Below are 15,710 nucleotides of genomic sequence, written 5' to 3' on the forward strand. Positions count from 1 at the left end.
TGATCGCGGATAGTTTCGCCCGCATGGCTGCGGGCATCATTCAAACAGGGGATTTCCTTCCAGATGGCTTCCGGCCTCGTAGCTCTTCTAGATGACGTCGCGGTAATCGCCCGCGCCGCAGCAGCTTCGCTCGACGATGTGGGGCTGGGCGTCGCCAAGGCCGGCAGCAAGGCGGCAGGCGTCGTGATTGACGACGCAGCGGTTACGCCGGGCTATGTCACGGACTTCACGCCCGAGCGCGAACTGCCGATCATCTGGAAGATCACCAAGGGCAGCTTGCGCAACAAGCTGTTCATCCTGCTGCCGATCGCGCTGTTGCTGAGCGCATTCCTGCCCTGGCTCATCACTCCGATCCTGATGCTGGGCGGCGCGTATCTCGCGTTCGAAGGCGCCGAGAAGGTTATCGAGAAGTTCGGCGGCGCGCATCACGGCGAGACGTTGGAAGAGCCGGTTGCCGACGCGGCGAGCTTCGAGCAGGCGCGCGTGTCCGGTGCGATCCGCACGGACCTGATCCTCTCGGCGGAGATCATGGCCATCGCCCTTGCGGAAGTGGCGGACAATTCGCTGCTGGCGCGGGCCGTGGCGCTGGCGCTGGTCGGCATTCTCATCACGGCGGGTGTCTACGGCGCTGTCGCGCTGATCGTTAAAATGGACGACATCGGCCTGCACCTCGCCAAGAAGCAGGGCAAAGGCACGCAGGCTTTCGGACGCATGCTCGTGACCGGTATGCCCAAGGTGCTGACGGTCCTTGCGTCTGTCGGTACGCTGGCGATGCTGTGGGTCGGCGGCGGGATCATCCTGCACGGGCTGGAAGAACTGGGCGTTCCCGGTCCCGCCCATCTCGCCCATGGTGTCGAGCATTGGCTGGCCGTGCTGGGCGGGCCGCTCGGCGGCGTGCTGGGCTGGCTCGGTTATGCCTTGGCCTCGGCCGTGGTCGGGCTGGTGCTGGGCGCGGTGATCGCGATCGTGGTGCATCTGATCGCAAAGGCGCGCGGCACGGCGCACTGATTGGGTCATACATCGCCCCGGACAAAGCCGGGGCGATGTTTCACAGTCTTGCGAGCAGGTCTTTCGCGAAGACTGTCAGAGTATCGTCGCGCGCGCCCATCACGACCACACGGTCGCCCGGCTTGGCGATCTCGACGATGCGGCTGGCGCAGTCCTCGCGAGAGGGCACGTATTCGGCCCCTGGTCCATTTGCTCCGCCATCGGCCTCGATCAGGCGCACGATGCGCTCGCTGCCCTCGGAGCGGTCCACGGTGCCGCCGAAATAGACCGGATCGCACAGGATCGTCATATCGCTGGCCCCCAGTCTGGTGGCCAGCACATGCGCCAGTTCATGGCCCATCTGCTTGAGCGGGCCGTAGCCGTGCGGCTGGAAGAAGGCGATAACGCGGCCCGGATGCGCCTTGAGCGTTGCCAGTGTGGCCGAGACCTTGTCCGGGTTATGGCCGAAATCGTCGATCACCGTCACGCCCGATGGCGAAGTGCCGACGATATCGAACCGGCGGGCAAGCCCTGCGAAACTGCCCAGCGCCTCTACCGCCTCGGCCACCGAAACACCGGCGGCATTGGCCGCGGCGATGGCGGCGAGCGCGTTGTAGAGGTTGTGACGACCCGGCACCTTCAATGCCAGCGCGTGCGAAGTCCCGTCGCGGCGATCCAGCACCACGGCAGTCAGTGACGTTGGCCCTTCGACTACATCGACAGCGCCGATTTGCGCGTCCGGCGATGAAATGCCGAACGTCACCAGCGCCTTGGCGTGGGGGGCGAGGGCTGCGGTCTCATCATCGTCGAGATTGATCGCGGATACATCCGCACGGCCAAGGAAGTCGCCGAAAAGCTGGCGCAGTTCCTCAAGGCTCTTGTGATCGAGGCTGACGTTCCCAAGCACCGCCACTTTCGGGCGATAGAGCGCGATGGAGCCGTCGCTCTCGTCCACTTCCGAAACGAAGACTTCGCCCTGACCAACCCGGGCACTGGCGAAAGGTGCATCGGGCGAGGCGAAGTTCTTCATCACCGCGCCGTTCATGATCGTGGGATCGCAGCCCGCATGGGTCATGATCCAGCCTGTCATGCCGGTGACGGTCGACTTGCCCGAGGTGCCGCCGATGGCGATCCCGAAGGGTGCGGCATTGAACAGGGTGGCGAGAAGCTGCGCGCGGCTCATGCGCGGGCAGCCGAACTCTTGCGCGCGCACCACTTCCGGCACCGTGTCTTCCACTGCCGCCGAGGCGACCAGCGTTTGTTCCGCGCCGGTAATGCCGCTGCCGTCCTGCGGGTGCAGTTCGAAGCCAAGGCTTTCCAGCCATGCGAACTTTTCAGGCGTGCGGCCCTGATCTCGGCTGCGGTCCGATCCCGCGACCTGCGCGCCGTGTCCCCGAAGGATCAGCGCGAGCGGCAACATGCCAGATCCGCCGATGCCGCAGAAGAACCAGGGATGAGAGGTGAGATCGTGATCGGAAGTCATGACGCTTCGGTATGCGGCCTTGTTCGTCCTGACAACCTCGATAGGAAGGAGCCATGACCCGTATCGCAGTTTGTGCACCGTCCACCCCGATCACCCGCGAGGATGCGGAAGCCGTCGTCGCTCTCGCGGCTGAGGAGTTCCCCGATGCGGAGCTTGTGATCCACGATCAGTGCTTCGAAGTGGATGGCCATTTCGCCGGCAGCGACGCGCGGCGGATCGAGGCTCTGGTGGAATGCGCCAACGATCCCTCGGTGGACGCGGTGTGGTTCGCGCGCGGCGGCTATGGCGCCTGCCGCGTGGCCGAAGCCGCTCTCGCCCGGTTCTCGCACGAGGCGCAGGACAAGACGTTCCTCGGTTATTCCGATGCAGGCTATCTGCTGGGCGGGCTCTATCGCGCGCGGATCGGTAAGCCGGTCCATGGGCCGATGCTGGCCGATATCCGGCGCGCGGGCGGTGCGGATGCGGTTCGGCGCGCGCTGGCCTTTCTTTCGGGCGATGCCTCGGGCTTGGAGCCGAGCGGGGATGGCCACCCGCGAGTCGCCTTCAACCTCATGACTCTCGCGATGCTGTGCGGCACGCGGCTGATGCCGGGGCTGGCCAAGCATGTCGTGCTGGTGGAGGAGGTCTCGGAGTATCTCTATGCGGTGGACCGGCTGTTCTTCCACCTGACCGCGCATCTCGGCGGTATCGCCGGCCTGCGGCTCGGCCGGGTCAGCGACGTGCCCGAAAATGATCGGCCTTTCGGCATCGAGGCTGAGGAAATCGCCCGCCATTGGTGCGAGCATCATTCGATCCCCTTCCTCGGCAGCGCGGACATCGGGCATGACGCGGCCAACAGGATCGTGCCGTTCGGACTTGCGGGGAACGCGGAAGGGCAATAACCCGCCGCGCCACATTCGATTCGTAAAAACGGCACACGGCCTCAGCGCCTGCCAGACAAAGGAAGCCGCCAGATGCGTGCATTCGTTTTCCCCGGACAGGGCAGCCAGAAGGTCGGCATGGGCGCCGAACTCGCCGAAGCCAGCGCCGTCGCGCGCGAAGTTTTCCAGGAAGTGGACGAGGCGCTCGGCCAGAACCTCTTCCGCGTGATGACGCAGGGCCCCGAAGAGGAACTGACCCTTACCGAGAACGCCCAGCCGGCGATCATGGCCAATGCCATCGCCGTCCTGCGCGTGCTGGAAAAGGAGGGCGGCATCACGCTCGCCGACAAGGCGGACTTCGTCGCCGGGCACTCGCTGGGCGAATATACCGCGCTCTGCGCCGCCGGTGCTTTCAGCCTTGCCGACACCGCGCGTCTGCTGAAGCTGCGCGGTCAGTCGATGCAGGCTGCCGTTCCGGTGGGCCTTGGCGCCATGGCCGCGCTGCTCGGCGCCGATATCGAGAAGGCCACGGAACTCGCCGCTGCCGCTGCCGAGGGCCAGGTCTGCACGGTGGCCAATGACAACGATCCCACGCAAGTCGTGATTTCGGGGCACCGCGAAGCCATCGAGCGCGCCGTTGCGCTGGTGAAGGACTTCGGGATCAAGCGCGGCGTGCTGCTGCCGGTCTCGGCGCCGTTCCACTGCCCGCTGATGCAGCCCGCTGCCGACGCCATGGCGGAGGCACTGGCCAAGACCCCTCCGGTCAGCCTGCACGTGCCGTTGTTCGCCAATGTCACCGCCTCGGTCGTCACCGATCCCGCAGAAATCCAGCGCCTGCTGGTCGAGCAGGTCACCGGCCGTGTCCGCTGGCGCGAAAGCGCGATCGCCATGCGGGAGGCGGGCGTCGAGACGTTCGTCGAACTCGGCGGCAAGGTGCTCGGCCCGATGATCAAGCGTTCGGCCGGCGAGGTGGAGGTGATCTCCGCCGTGACCATGGCCGAGATCGAGGAACTGGCGAAAGGCCTCTGATTGGCGCGCCGGGCTTGACCCCGGCGCCTTGAAGGTTTGAAGAATGGCCCCGTTCAGCGGGCCGTCGCCTGCCGATCAGGCAGGCGATTCACGGAGATTTGAAAGATGTTCAACCTCAACGGAATGACCGCCCTCGTCACCGGCGCCTCGGGCGGCATCGGTTCCGCCGTCGCCCGCGCGCTGGCCGCGCAGGGTGCGCGCCTTGCCATCTCGGGCTCGAACGCCGACAAGCTGCGCGCCTTCCGCGACGAGCTGGACGAGCACACCCCGCAGCACCTGCAGGATGTCGATCACGTCGCCATCGCCTGCAACCTCGGCGATGCCGAGCAGGTCGAGAAGCTGGTTCCCGCCGCGCTCGAATCGCTGGGCAAGATCGATATCCTGATCAACAACGCCGGCATCACCCGTGACAACCTCGCCATGCGCATGAAGGACGAGGAGTGGGATCAGGTCATCCGCATCAACCTCGAATCGACCTTCCGCCTGATGCGCGCCGTGACCAAGCCGATGATGAAGGCGCGCTTCGGCCGTATCATCAACGTTACCTCGGTCGTCGGCACCACCGGCAATCCCGGCCAGATGAACTACTGCGCGGCCAAGGGCGGAATCACCGCCATGTCGAAGAGCCTCGCGCAGGAACTCGCCAGCCGTAACGTCACCGTGAACTGCATCGCGCCGGGCTTCATCCGCACCGCGATGACCGAAGTGCTGCCCGATGCCCAGAAGGACGCGCTCAACGGCCGGATCCCGATGGGCCGCATGGGCGAGGGCGAGGATATCGCCTCGGCCGCCGTATTCCTGGCCTCGAAGGAAGCAGGCTACGTCACCGGCCAGACGATCCACGTCAACGGCGGCATGGTAATGGTCTGACATGACCCCCGGGATTGCGCGGACCGTGCGGGTGGAACCCTGCGATCCGCGCAATCCCGAAGCCGTCGCGGCGATGGAGCGCCTTTCGGAGGCGCTCGCAGCGATCACGGGGGACGGCGGCACGTCGTCGTTCGATCCGGCGGACGTCCTCGTTTCCCGCGCGCTGTTTGTGGTCGCGCGGAACGGGGAGGGCGCCGTGATCGGATGCGGCGCCTATCGGCCACTTGAAGAGGAAGTGGCGGAGATCAAGCGCATGTATGCCGATCAAGGCTGCGGTGCGGCGGTTCTGGCCGCCCTGGAGGCGGGCGCATCGGCTGACGGCTACCGCGAGGTTCGCCTCTCCACACGCAAGGTCAATACCCGCGCGACAGCGTTCTATCGTCGGCATGGCTACGCGCCGGTTGCGGCTTATGGGCGTTATGTGGGCCGGGAAGAATCGGTTTGCATGGGGAGGGTGCTGGATGAAGCAATTCGAGCGCCCAATGCGGGGAAAGCGTTCGAATCGATCCGCGAACGCCTGAAATCCCCTAATTTATCCCCAGAAACACCGGAGAGCGGGCAATAGTCGCTTGCCGCAAGCCTTCCGTTCGCTAGAGATATTCGTCCTGAAATTCGGGATGTTTTGCATCCCTTGCCCGATCAAGGGGGACTAAAGGCTGTCATGAAGGCCACCATCGAACGTTCCACGCTCCTGCGCTGTCTTTCGCACGTGCAGTCCGTCGTCGAGCGGCGCAATACCATTCCCATTCTCTCGAACGTGCTGATCGAGGCCTCGGGCACCGGGTCCTTGCGCATCATGGCGACCGACCTCGACTTGCAGGTCGTCGAGACGCTCGGCGTCGTCTCGGTCGAGCAGGCTGGCGCAATCACGGTTTCCGCCCACCTCCTGTTCGACATCGCCCGCAAGCTGCCTGACGGCAGCCAGGTGAGCCTCGATGCCGCGGACAACCGCATGGTGGTGAAGGCCGGACGCAGCCGCTTCCAGCTGCCGACGCTCCCGCGTGACGATTTCCCCATGATTGCCGAGGGCGAACTGCCGACCAGCTTCGAGATTCCGGCGGCAACGCTGGGCCAGCTGATCGACCGCACGCGCTTCGCCATCTCGACCGAGGAAACCCGGTACTATCTCAACGGCATCTTCCTCCACGTCTCCGACGAGGAACTGAAGGCAGCCGCCACCGATGGCCACCGACTGGCACGCTTCACTCTTGCTCGTCCCGACGGCGCGGAGGGCATGCCCGACGTGATCGTGCCCCGCAAATGCGTCGGCGAGCTGCGCAAGCTGCTCGAAGAAGCGCTCGACACCAATGTGCTGGTCGATCTCTCGGCGAGCAAGATCCGCTTCACGCTGGGCGGTGAGCATGGCGTGGTGCTGACCAGCAAGCTGATCGACGGAACCTTCCCGGACTACACGCGCGTCATCCCCACCGGGAACGACAAGCTGCTGAAGATCGATCCCAAGAGCTTCTTCGAAGGCGTGGACCGCGTTGCGACGATCGCCACGGAAAAGACCCGCGCGGTGAAGATGGCGCTGGAACAGGACCGTGTGACGCTTTCGGTCACGTCGCCCGATAACGGCACGGCTGCCGAAGAGGTTCCGGCGGACTATTCGGCCGAAGGCTTCGAGATCGGCTTCAATGCCAATTATCTCAAGGACATCCTCGGCCAGATCGACGGCGATACGGTGGAACTGCATCTGGCAGACGCTGGTGCGCCGACGCTGATCCGCCAGGATGAGAAAAGCCCGGCGCTATACGTGCTGATGCCGATGCGCGTCTGACCTGCGCGTTCAGGGACCAGAAAAATGAAAAGGCCGGGGCATTCCCCGGCCTTTTTGTTACCTTGGATCGATCAGGTTCCGGCGGAGGGATGCGCTTCCGCGATCATCTGGTCCACGGCCACGAACTTCTCGCGCGGGGCGCCTTGCCGGGCGTTGGCGGCTTCGGCTTCCTCGATCTTCTGCCACTCGGTGAACTTGACGTAGTCGATGCCGCGCTGTGCGGCGAGGGCGTCGAACCCCGGCCTCCCAGCCTTTCCGCTGCCTTCGCCGATATCGGCGTCGATCTTCTCGACAATCGCAAAGCCGTCCGGCCGGTTGGTGCCGATGGTTCCGGTCGGTCCGCGCCTTGCCCAGCCCACGCAATAGAGGCCGGGCGCGATTCTTCCCTCGGCATTGGCGAAGCGCCCCCCCTGTTCGTCATAGGGAACATCCGGAATCCGGGAGGTCTGGTAGCCAATGCAGGCGACCACGATGCCAGCGGGAATGCGATAGGTCTCCCCGGTGCCGACGGCCTTGCCATCGACGAGCCGGGTGCGTTCCACCTCGATGCCCTCGACCTGGTCGGTGCCGAGGATGGCGCGCGGGGCAGCGAAAAAGTCGAACTCGATCCGCACGTCGCGGCCGGGACATGCCGGGCCTTCGTTGTCGTTGGCAGTGCCGCCGCCGATCGCGAATCCGCGCAAGTGCCCCATGGTCTTTCGCATGCCCGGATCGAGTGCTGCATCCTCCGTCAGAGGCGGAAGGTCGGCAGGATCGACGCTCGGGCAGGCGCGAGAGAGCTTGGCCAGTTCCCCCAACTCCTTCGGCGTCATCGTCACCTGGTGCGGCCCGCGTCGCCCGAGAATGACGATCCGCCTTACGCGGGATGCCTCCAGCGCTTCTAGCGCATGGCTCACGATGTCGCTGCCTTCGAATTCGGCGCGGGACTTGGCGAGAATGCGGGCGACATCGAGTGCGACGTTGCCGTTTCCGACGATCACGGCGGTTTCATGGGCGAAATCGGGGCCGATGCCGGCGAAATCGGGATGGCCGTTGTACCAGCCGACAAAGGCGGCGCTGCCGAAGACATTGGCCAGGTTCTCGCCGGGAAGGCCCAGCTTTCGGTCGTTGGGCGCGCCGGTGGCAAGAACGACGGCGTCGTAAAGATCCTGAAGTTCCGCGATGGTGATATCCCGGCCGACCATCACATTGCCGACGAAGCGCACGTTCGGATTGAGCGCGGTCGTCTCGTATCGGTGCGAGACGCTCTTGATCGACTGGTGATCGGGCGCGACTCCGGTGCGGATCAGTCCGAAGGGCACTGGTGACAAATCGAATATATCGACTTTGACACCGTCTCCCCACTGCTTGAGCGCCGCTTCGGCCGTGTAGTAGCCGGCCGGTCCGGAACCAACGATTGCCAGGTGCCGCATCGTGTTGTCTCCCAAGGGCTTATCTCTCAGGCGGGCGGTGTCTCACTTAAGCGCCCGCCATTCATGGAAGCAAACATGACTGGGCGGCGGCGGCAAGCGAAATCCGGTGGATCGGGCGACTTGTGCCATACCCGACCGCAAACGGATTTGGTTGCCGGGACTTAACACTTTGGAAATGGGCTCGGGGCAATAGCCGATCTGATGGCGCGCAAGGGACTTCAGGAGCAGCAGCAGGCATCGCGTGGCGGCGCGGCGCACAGGGCTGCGCTTTCCGCCCAGTCGGAAGCCGCGCGCACCGGCATACCCAACTTCGCGTTTCTGCGCCCTCGTGGCCCGAGCAGCGATCCGCTTCACTTCTTCATCGCCCGGCGCTGGGAACTCATGGCACCGGCCATGGTCTGCGTGCTGGTGGCGATGGGCGTGGCCTCGCGCAGCGCGCCCGGTTCGTTTCCGCTTTGCCTGTCCTTCGGCGCGATGCTGCTGTGCCTCGCCGCGCCGCTACTGGCCACGCTTGAGGGCCAGTTCCATCACCGCAGCTGGAAGCGTTATCCGCTCATGCTGCTGGCCGTGGCCTTGCCGATGTGCCTGTTCGGTGTGGCTGCGGCGCAGTGGACTTACGAGACGCCGGCGCTCGACTGGCGGCTCACGATCAAGGGCTACGGCATCCTGGTGTTGCTGGCGACGGTCCTGCTGGACCGCCGCCTGACCTCGATCGTGGCGGCGACGGTGGGGGTATGGGCAGGGGCGTCGATTCATTCCGCATCGCCGCAGACCATGGGCCTCCTGGCGGCGGGGATCGGCATCGGGCTGAGCGCGGCCATGCGCCAGTCGCGCATCGCCGCGCGGGAATCGGCGCGTCGTGCGGAGCAGGAGCGCGAGCAGCACCGCGCCGAGGAGCTTCTGCGCGAATACGAGGAGACCGGGCAGGGCTGGTTCTGGGAGACCGACCGGCGAGCCTTCATCACTTATGTCTCGCCTCGCATCGCCGAATTGGTCGGCGTGCCGCAGGAGGAGCTTTACGGACGGCCCTTCCTCGGGCTGTTCCGGCTGCGCGCGCAGGATCACGAGAGCGAGCGCACGCTGGCGTTCCACCTTTCGACCCGCTCCTCCTTCCAGGACATCGGCGTGCGCGCCGCGACCGATGAGAAGGATGAGCGCTGGTGGTCCATCAGCGGCCGTCCGGTGCTGGATCAGTTTCACAATTTCCTGGGATTCCGGGGCTCGGGGATCGATCTGACCGAGACCCGCAAGTCGCAGCAGCACGCCACCCAGCTTGCGCGCTTCGATTCGCTGACAAAGCTCGCCAACCGCTTCCAGATGTCGGAATGGCTGGAGAAGGTCATCAATTCGCCGCGGATCGAAAATCGTGCCTGCGCGGTGTTCCTGCTCGATCTCGATCGCTTCAAGCAGGTCAACGATACCATGGGCCATCCGGCCGGCGATGCGCTGCTCAAGCAAGTGGCCGAACGCCTGCGCGCAACTGTCGCGAACATGGGGCGGGTCGGCCGCCTTGGCGGCGACGAGTTCCAGGTGATCCTGCCGGGCTATCACCAGCACGAAGGTCTCGGCCATCTCGCCCGCCGGATCATCGAGAACCTGTCGCAGCCTTACTCGATCGACGGCGCGCGCGTGGTGATCGGCGCATCGCTGGGCATCGCGATGTGTCCTGACGACGGCACGACGACGGAAGCACTGATCCGCAATGCCGACCTTGCTCTCTATGCGGCGAAAGGCGGCGGACGTGGCCGTCATCATTTTTACGACGACGATCTCCATTCCGATGCACGCGAGCGGCAGCAGTTGGAGCAGGACCTGCGCGATGCCATCGCCGGAGACGCGCTTGAACTGCACTATCAGCCGCAAATTCATACCACGACCGAGAAAATCACCGGTTTCGAGGCGCTTCTTCGCTGGAAGCACCCCCGGCATGGCTATCTTTCGCCCGCGAAGTTCGTGCCGGTGGCGGAAGAGACCGGTCTTGTCTCCCAGATCGGCGAATGGGCACTGCGCACCGCCTGCCGCGACCTGGCAGCTTGGCCGCATGACGTGCGCGTTGCGGTGAACGTCTCGCCACTGCAATTCGCCAATCCCGACCTTCCCGGGATCGTTGCCGGTGCCGTGGCGGAAGCCGGAATCAATCCCGCCCGGCTCGAACTCGAAATCACCGAGAGCGTTTTCCTTGGGGAGGGCAAGGCAACGGAGGATATGTTCGGCGCGCTCAAGGGGATCGGCGTGCGGCTGGCGCTCGACGATTTCGGCACCGGCTATTCCTCGCTCGGCTACCTGAAGAAGGCGCCGTTCGACAAGATCAAGATCGACCAGAGCTTCGTGCGCGGTGCCACCATCGACGGCAGCCGTAACGGCGCGATCATCTCCTCGATCGTCAGCCTCGCCGAAGCGCTGGGCATGGAGACGACGGCCGAAGGGGTCGAGACGTTCGACGAGCTCGATCTCGTGCGGCTGCTGGGCTGCAGTCATGTGCAGGGCTATATCTACGAGAAGTCGCTGACCTCCGCCGAAGCGGCGGCCCGGCTTGAACAGGGGCTTTCGGCAGTGGCTACGGGGCCGCGTTCGGCTCGCGCGCCGCGCCAGACCATGCTGCGCAAGGTCGTGCTGGAGCACGGCGGACATATCTATCATGCCACGATCCGCAACATCTCCAGCACCGGTGCTATGGTAGAGGGCCTGTGGAACGTGCCGGCCGATACGCAATTCGGGATTCAGCTTGCGGACGACAACGTTGTTCTCGCCACCGCGCGCTGGTGCCGGGAGGATCGCATGGGCGTGGAATTCGTCCGTCCGCTGCAGCTCGACGGCTCGGGAGCGGTGCTGTTCAGCCCCTCGCGGGTCGATCCGGAAGCCGGTCCGAAAGCAAGTGATTCAGGATTGATGCGCAAGGCAGGCTGACAGGTGCGAAAACCGCTGCTAACGGCGCATTCATGACAGACCTCGCCCAGATCCGAAATTTCTCGATCATTGCCCATATCGACCATGGCAAGTCGACGCTTGCCGACCGCCTGATCCAGTCGACCGGCGGCCTCTCCGAGCGTGAGATGAGCGCCCAGGTGCTCGATAACATGGATATCGAGAAGGAGCGGGGCATCACCATCAAGGCGCAGACCGTGCGCCTGAGCTACACCGCCAAGGACGGGCTCACTTACGAGCTGAACCTGATGGACACGCCGGGCCACGTCGACTTCGCCTACGAAGTATCGCGCAGTCTGGCGGCGTGCGAGGGCGCGCTGCTGGTCGTGGACGCGGCGCAGGGCGTGGAAGCGCAGACGCTGGCCAACGTCTATCAGTCGATCGAGCACGACCACGAGATCGTGCCCGTCATCAACAAGATCGACCTGCCGGCCGCCGAACCTGAAAAGGTCCGCACCGAGATCGAGGACATCATCGGCATCGATGCGTCGGAAGCGGTGCTCGCTTCCGCCAAGTCGGGTATCGGCATTGCCGAGATCCTCGAAGCCGTGGTTGCCAAGATTCCGCCGCCGAAGGGCGAGCGCGACAAGCCGCTGAAGGCGATGCTGGTCGATTCGTGGTATGATCCGTATCTCGGCGTCGTCATTCTGGTGCGCGTCATCGACGGCGTCATCAAGAAAGGCCTCAACGTCAAGTTCATGCAGGGCGGCACCGATCACCTGGTGGACCGCGTAGGCTGCTTCACGCCCAAGCGTATCGACCTTCCTGAATTGGGCCCCGGCGAAATCGGCTTCATCACGGCGCAGATCAAGGAAGTCGAGCAGGCCAAGGTCGGTGACACCATCACCACCGTCAAGGCTGGCGCAACGCAGGCGCTGCCTGGCTACAAGGAAGTGCAGCCGGTGGTGTTCTGCGGGCTCTTCCCGGTCGACGCCAACGACTTCGAGAAACTGCGCGAATCGATCGGCAAGCTTCGTCTCAACGACGCGAGCTTCAGTTTCGAGATGGAATCGAGCGCGGCACTGGGCTTCGGCTTCCGCTGCGGCTTCCTTGGCCTGCTGCACCTGGAGATCATTCAGGAGCGGCTCAGCCGCGAATACGACCTCGACCTGATCACCACCGCGCCATCCGTGGTCTACCGTCTGACGATGACGGACGGCACCGTGAAGGAACTGCACAACCCGTCCGACATGCCCGATCCCGTCAAGATCGATTTCATGGAAGAACCGTGGATCAAGGCCGTGATCTACACGCCGGATGAATATCTCGGCTCGATCCTGAAGCTCTGTCAGGACCGTCGCGGTATCCAGAAGGACCTCACTTACGTCGGCGGCCGTGCGCAGGTGACTTACGAACTGCCGCTCAACGAAGTGGTGTTCGACTTCTACGACCGCCTGAAGTCGATCAGCCGCGGCTACGCCAGCTTCGACTATGAGCAGATCGGCCTTCAGGAGGGTGATCTCGTGATGATGAACATCCTCGTGAACAACGAGCCGGTCGATGCTCTGTCGATGGTGGTGCACCGCAGCCAGGCCGAACCGCGCGGCCGCGCGCTGGTGGAACGCCTGAAGGAACTGATCCCCCGGCACATGTTCAAGATCCCGATCCAGGCGGCGATCGGTGCCAAGGTCATCGCACGCGAAACGATCAGCGCCATGCGCAAGGACGTTACCGCCAAGTGCTACGGCGGCGACATCACCCGCAAGAAGAAGCTTCTGGAAAAGCAGAAGGAAGGCAAGAAGCGCATGCGCGAATACGGCAACGTGCAGATTCCGCAGGAAGCCTTCATCGCCGCGCTGCGCATGGGCGAGGAATAAAGCCCCTTCCACGAACCGTCACATTGACGCCCTCGTGCGGACGCGACCCGTCCGCACGAGGGCGTTGTCGTATGTGAGTATCAGTTCCCGCTTTACCTCGCTTGCTTTGGGCGGGGCGGGAAATGCCGGTCGCCGTGACCCATTAATCCATTTTGGGTCATTCGTTGGTTGAATTCTGTTCGAACGTAGAGCTGGCCGAACCGGCGTGACGCAAGCGACGCGAATCTCGCAGATAGTGAGCAGAACTGGTTAAGGGGTGGCCGGTATTGTCCGGGCGCGAACACGGCGATTCGGCTTTAAATTCATCCGGATGCTGGAAGCCGGATGTTTGGCCGGCCGCCGGCATGGCGTCGTGGATGCGCGATAAGTCGGATTTGGTTAAGTCGTAGCCTGTAACGGGTTGATAGTGCGTTTGCAGACGACCTATAATTGCTTTGTACGAACTGCGTGGGCGGGGGCTCGGCGGAACGAGGGTGGTTCGATAGTGTTATGGAAGTTGGGCAGATGGAGCGGAGCGGCGACTTGACGCACGTCCAGAAGATCATGGCGATCTTTCCCGTGCTGACTTCGAAGCAGCACGAGGTGCTGGCGTTCGTCGCGGAAAACCGCACCAGCAAGGAGATTGCCTGGGAACTCGGCATTTCCGAAAGTGCCGTAAACCAGCGTATCGAGGGTGTGCGTAACCGAACGGGGGCGCCGCCGCGCGCGGAACTGGCGCGTGCCTACAGGCAGTATCAGTTGGACCTGGCAGCGGCCTGTAATCCGATACCAGCCAAGAATCCTCAGGTTCCGGCTGTTGCGATGTTCGACAAGGATCGGGCTCAGGACGAACTGACCGACAGGCTGACGCTTGCCGATGGTGCCACCTTCAAGGTTACGGCGCCCTGGCAGGAAGAACCTTACGCCAGGATCGTTCCGGAGGTGCTCGATGGTTCCAACGCGGGCCTCAGCCGCACGGCAGCCATGATTGCCATCGCCGGGGGACTTCTCCTCGTCGCGGTGTTCGGTCTGGATTTCGCCACTCGGTTGAGCAGTCTGCTTTGAGCCAGCCTCCCGGCACAAGAACAGGCGCATCGAACGGGCCGATGACGCTGGATGAGGGTCTCCATGTCCATCACCATTTCCTCTGCCACTGCCCGGATCGCCCGTCAGCTTCCCGAGGCCGAAGTTTCTCTCGACTCTGCGCTGCTCGCCTCGGCGCGGCTTATGGAATCCATGCTGCTTGCGCGTCAGGCGGATGGCATCGCCACGTTCACGGGGCAGACGGCACTTATGCGCCTTGCCAAGACCCAGCGCTCCCTGCTGGAAACCCAGAACGACATGATCCGTGTTCACCACGAGCTTCTCGGCATCGGCCGCGATATCAAGGCCATTGCCGACGAGCCGGAAGCCTGCCCCAAGACCGCAGAGCTGGTGGAAGAAGCGCCGATGTTGCGATCGGCTTAAGCGACCCAGGCCCGATCGCGGGCTCCGCGCGTTTCAGGCGGCATGGCCATGGGGGGCTTGCATGCTGATCTGGAGCGCGCGGGCCTACGTGCAGTACGGCGCGTATCTCGCCCTTTTCCTCGTGGCCATGCGCCGCGGTGCGGCGCCCGAACGTATCCTGGCCAGCATCATCCTTGGCATGATCGTGGTAGACCGGATCTATCATCTTGTGCGGGGGCCTGACCTCCTGCTCTATCAGGGGGTCGATCTCGTCCATCTGGCGATCGACACGTTCAGCCTTCTGGCTATCGGCGCTGTCGCGCTCAAGGCAAACAGGTTCTACCCGTTATGGATAGGTGGGGCACAGATTATCGCTTTTTCGAGCCATTTCTATCGGCTGGGGATCGTCGAAATCCACACGACGGCCTATCAGGTCATGGCGATCATGCCGTCCTACGTCCAGCTTCTGGCGATGGCGCTGGGTTTTCATATGCGGCGGCAGAAGAAACTGGGCAACTATCCGTCCTGGCGCAAATCCTACGTCCCTTCATCGGCCAGCGGAGCGAAGAGGTTGCGCGCCGCCTGATCCAGCGCTTCGGCTCGCTTTACACGGTCTATACCGCGTCGGCACAGGCGCTCGCCGAGGAACTCGATGAGGGTGAGATCGCCAGGGAGGCGATCGCTGCCGCCATTGTCGCCGCCCGCAACCTGGCGGACGTCGCCGCACGCGAAACCTTGCTGGGCGAGGTAACCGATATCGGCAGCAGCCCTTTCAGGCAGTACCTTGCGCGGCGGCTGCTCGGCCGCCGGGAGGAATGCGTGATGATGCTGTTTTTCACCGCGCAGGGCCTGTTCATCGCCGAGGAGTTCCAGATCGGCACCCGTCAGTCGAGCTGCGAACTGCCGCTGCGGCGCACGGTGCGTCGCGCCTTCGACCTTGATGCACGGCGGCTGGTGCTGGCGCATAACCACCCCTCCGGCGATCCGACGCCCAGTGTCGATGATATCCAGTCCACCCGAACGTTCCGGCAGGTCATGGCCGCGCTGGAGTTCAGTCTCGATGACCATTTCGTCGTCGCGCGGGGCGGTATTTTCAGCATGAGCGACAATGGTTTGATCTAG

The 15,710-nt window shown here is 64.0% G+C and carries 14 protein-coding genes; 12 read left to right on the forward strand and 2 right to left on the reverse strand.

Annotated features, from left to right (window positions below):
• Window positions 1–63 precede the first annotated feature (63 nt).
• Window positions 64–1,008: a DUF808 domain-containing protein gene (locus ACXJ16_RS02840; protein WP_463921198.1), complete on the forward strand. Its 945-nt coding sequence runs from the start codon at window positions 64–66 to the stop codon at window positions 1,006–1,008.
• 40 nt (window positions 1,009–1,048) lie between these two features.
• On the opposite strand, the gene ACXJ16_RS02845 is transcribed toward ACXJ16_RS02840, so the two are convergent.
• A complete protein-coding gene (locus ACXJ16_RS02845; RefSeq protein WP_463921200.1) occupies window positions 1,049–2,470 on the reverse strand; it encodes a glutamate ligase domain-containing protein in 1,422 nt (473 codons plus the stop codon).
• Window positions 2,471–2,523: 53 nt separating this feature from the next.
• Here ACXJ16_RS02845 and ACXJ16_RS02850 point away from each other — a divergent pair, with 53 nt between their 5' ends.
• The 5 genes from ACXJ16_RS02850 to dnaN all read left to right on the forward strand — a co-directional run bounded on the left by ACXJ16_RS02850 (window position 2,524) and on the right by dnaN (window position 7,009).
• Window positions 2,524–3,351 carry an LD-carboxypeptidase gene (locus ACXJ16_RS02850; RefSeq protein ID WP_324695874.1) on the forward strand — a complete coding sequence of 276 codons (828 nt, stop codon included), beginning with the start codon at window positions 2,524–2,526 and terminating at the stop codon, window positions 3,349–3,351.
• Window positions 3,352–3,423: 72 nt separating this feature from the next.
• A complete protein-coding gene (fabD, locus tag ACXJ16_RS02855; RefSeq protein ID WP_324695871.1) occupies window positions 3,424–4,359 on the forward strand; it encodes an ACP S-malonyltransferase in 936 nt (311 codons plus the stop codon).
• A 105-nt stretch (window positions 4,360–4,464) separates the two neighbouring features.
• Complete coding sequence (fabG, locus tag ACXJ16_RS02860; protein WP_185997091.1) at window positions 4,465–5,229, forward strand: 3-oxoacyl-[acyl-carrier-protein] reductase; 765 nt, start codon at window positions 4,465–4,467, stop codon at window positions 5,227–5,229.
• A 25-nt stretch (window positions 5,230–5,254) separates the two neighbouring features.
• A complete protein-coding gene (locus ACXJ16_RS02865; protein ID WP_463921202.1) occupies window positions 5,255–5,794 on the forward strand; it encodes a GNAT family N-acetyltransferase in 540 nt (179 codons plus the stop codon).
• Window positions 5,795–5,890: 96 nt separating this feature from the next.
• Entirely contained in the window at window positions 5,891–7,009 is a 1,119-nt protein-coding gene (gene dnaN / locus ACXJ16_RS02870; RefSeq protein ID WP_132468963.1) for a DNA polymerase III subunit beta, read from the forward strand.
• A gap of 71 nt (window positions 7,010–7,080) precedes the next feature.
• On the opposite strand, the gene ACXJ16_RS02875 is transcribed toward dnaN, so the two are convergent.
• A complete protein-coding gene (locus ACXJ16_RS02875) occupies window positions 7,081–8,421 on the reverse strand; it encodes an FAD-dependent oxidoreductase (RefSeq protein ID WP_463921205.1) in 1,341 nt (446 codons plus the stop codon).
• Window positions 8,422–8,622: 201 nt separating this feature from the next.
• On the opposite strand from ACXJ16_RS02875, the gene ACXJ16_RS02880 reads away from it, so the two are divergent.
• The 6 genes from ACXJ16_RS02880 (at window position 8,623) to ACXJ16_RS02905 (ending at window position 15,710) form a co-directional block, all read left to right on the forward strand.
• Window positions 8,623–11,328 carry an EAL domain-containing protein gene (locus ACXJ16_RS02880; protein WP_454797378.1) on the forward strand — a complete coding sequence of 902 codons (2,706 nt, stop codon included), beginning with the start codon at window positions 8,623–8,625 and terminating at the stop codon, window positions 11,326–11,328.
• Window positions 11,329–11,360: 32 nt separating this feature from the next.
• Window positions 11,361–13,163 carry a translation elongation factor 4 gene (gene lepA / locus ACXJ16_RS02885; protein WP_185997095.1) on the forward strand — a complete coding sequence of 601 codons (1,803 nt, stop codon included), beginning with the start codon at window positions 11,361–11,363 and terminating at the stop codon, window positions 13,161–13,163.
• A 522-nt stretch (window positions 13,164–13,685) separates the two neighbouring features.
• Window positions 13,686–14,207, forward strand: a complete 522-nt coding sequence (locus tag ACXJ16_RS02890) for a helix-turn-helix domain-containing protein (RefSeq protein ID WP_231636147.1) — start codon at window positions 13,686–13,688, stop codon at window positions 14,205–14,207.
• 63 nt (window positions 14,208–14,270) lie between these two features.
• Window positions 14,271–14,609: a hypothetical protein gene (locus tag ACXJ16_RS02895; RefSeq protein WP_054440813.1), complete on the forward strand. Its 339-nt coding sequence runs from the start codon at window positions 14,271–14,273 to the stop codon at window positions 14,607–14,609.
• A gap of 61 nt (window positions 14,610–14,670) precedes the next feature.
• Window positions 14,671–15,174 (forward strand): hypothetical protein, encoded by a 504-nt coding sequence (locus ACXJ16_RS02900; protein ID WP_463921207.1) that lies wholly within the window; start codon window positions 14,671–14,673, stop codon window positions 15,172–15,174.
• 239 nt (window positions 15,175–15,413) lie between these two features.
• Window positions 15,414–15,710 (forward strand): JAB domain-containing protein, encoded by a 297-nt coding sequence (locus ACXJ16_RS02905; RefSeq protein WP_231636153.1) that lies wholly within the window; start codon window positions 15,414–15,416, stop codon window positions 15,708–15,710.

The sequence above is a fragment of the Novosphingobium sp. TK71 genome, assembly GCF_055361505.1.

Coding starts and splice junctions, on each gene's coding strand:
- ACXJ16_RS02895 (WP_054440813.1), top strand. CDS start 14,271: ATGTCCATCACCATTTCCTCTGCCACTGCCCGGATCGCCCGTCAGCTT.
- ACXJ16_RS02875 (WP_463921205.1), bottom strand. CDS start 8,421: ATGCGGCACCTGGCAATCGTTGGTTCCGGACCGGCCGGCTACTACACG.
- ACXJ16_RS02880 (WP_454797378.1), top strand. CDS start 8,623: ATGGCGCGCAAGGGACTTCAGGAGCAGCAGCAGGCATCGCGTGGCGGC.
- dnaN (WP_132468963.1), top strand. CDS start 5,891: ATGAAGGCCACCATCGAACGTTCCACGCTCCTGCGCTGTCTTTCGCAC.
- ACXJ16_RS02845 (WP_463921200.1), bottom strand. CDS start 2,470: ATGACTTCCGATCACGATCTCACCTCTCATCCCTGGTTCTTCTGCGGC.
- ACXJ16_RS02840 (WP_463921198.1), top strand. CDS start 64: ATGGCTTCCGGCCTCGTAGCTCTTCTAGATGACGTCGCGGTAATCGCC.
- lepA (WP_185997095.1), top strand. CDS start 11,361: ATGACAGACCTCGCCCAGATCCGAAATTTCTCGATCATTGCCCATATC.
- ACXJ16_RS02900 (WP_463921207.1), top strand. CDS start 14,671: ATGCTGATCTGGAGCGCGCGGGCCTACGTGCAGTACGGCGCGTATCTC.
- fabG (WP_185997091.1), top strand. CDS start 4,465: ATGTTCAACCTCAACGGAATGACCGCCCTCGTCACCGGCGCCTCGGGC.
- ACXJ16_RS02850 (WP_324695874.1), top strand. CDS start 2,524: ATGACCCGTATCGCAGTTTGTGCACCGTCCACCCCGATCACCCGCGAG.
- fabD (WP_324695871.1), top strand. CDS start 3,424: ATGCGTGCATTCGTTTTCCCCGGACAGGGCAGCCAGAAGGTCGGCATG.
- ACXJ16_RS02905 (WP_231636153.1), top strand. CDS start 15,414: ATGCTGTTTTTCACCGCGCAGGGCCTGTTCATCGCCGAGGAGTTCCAG.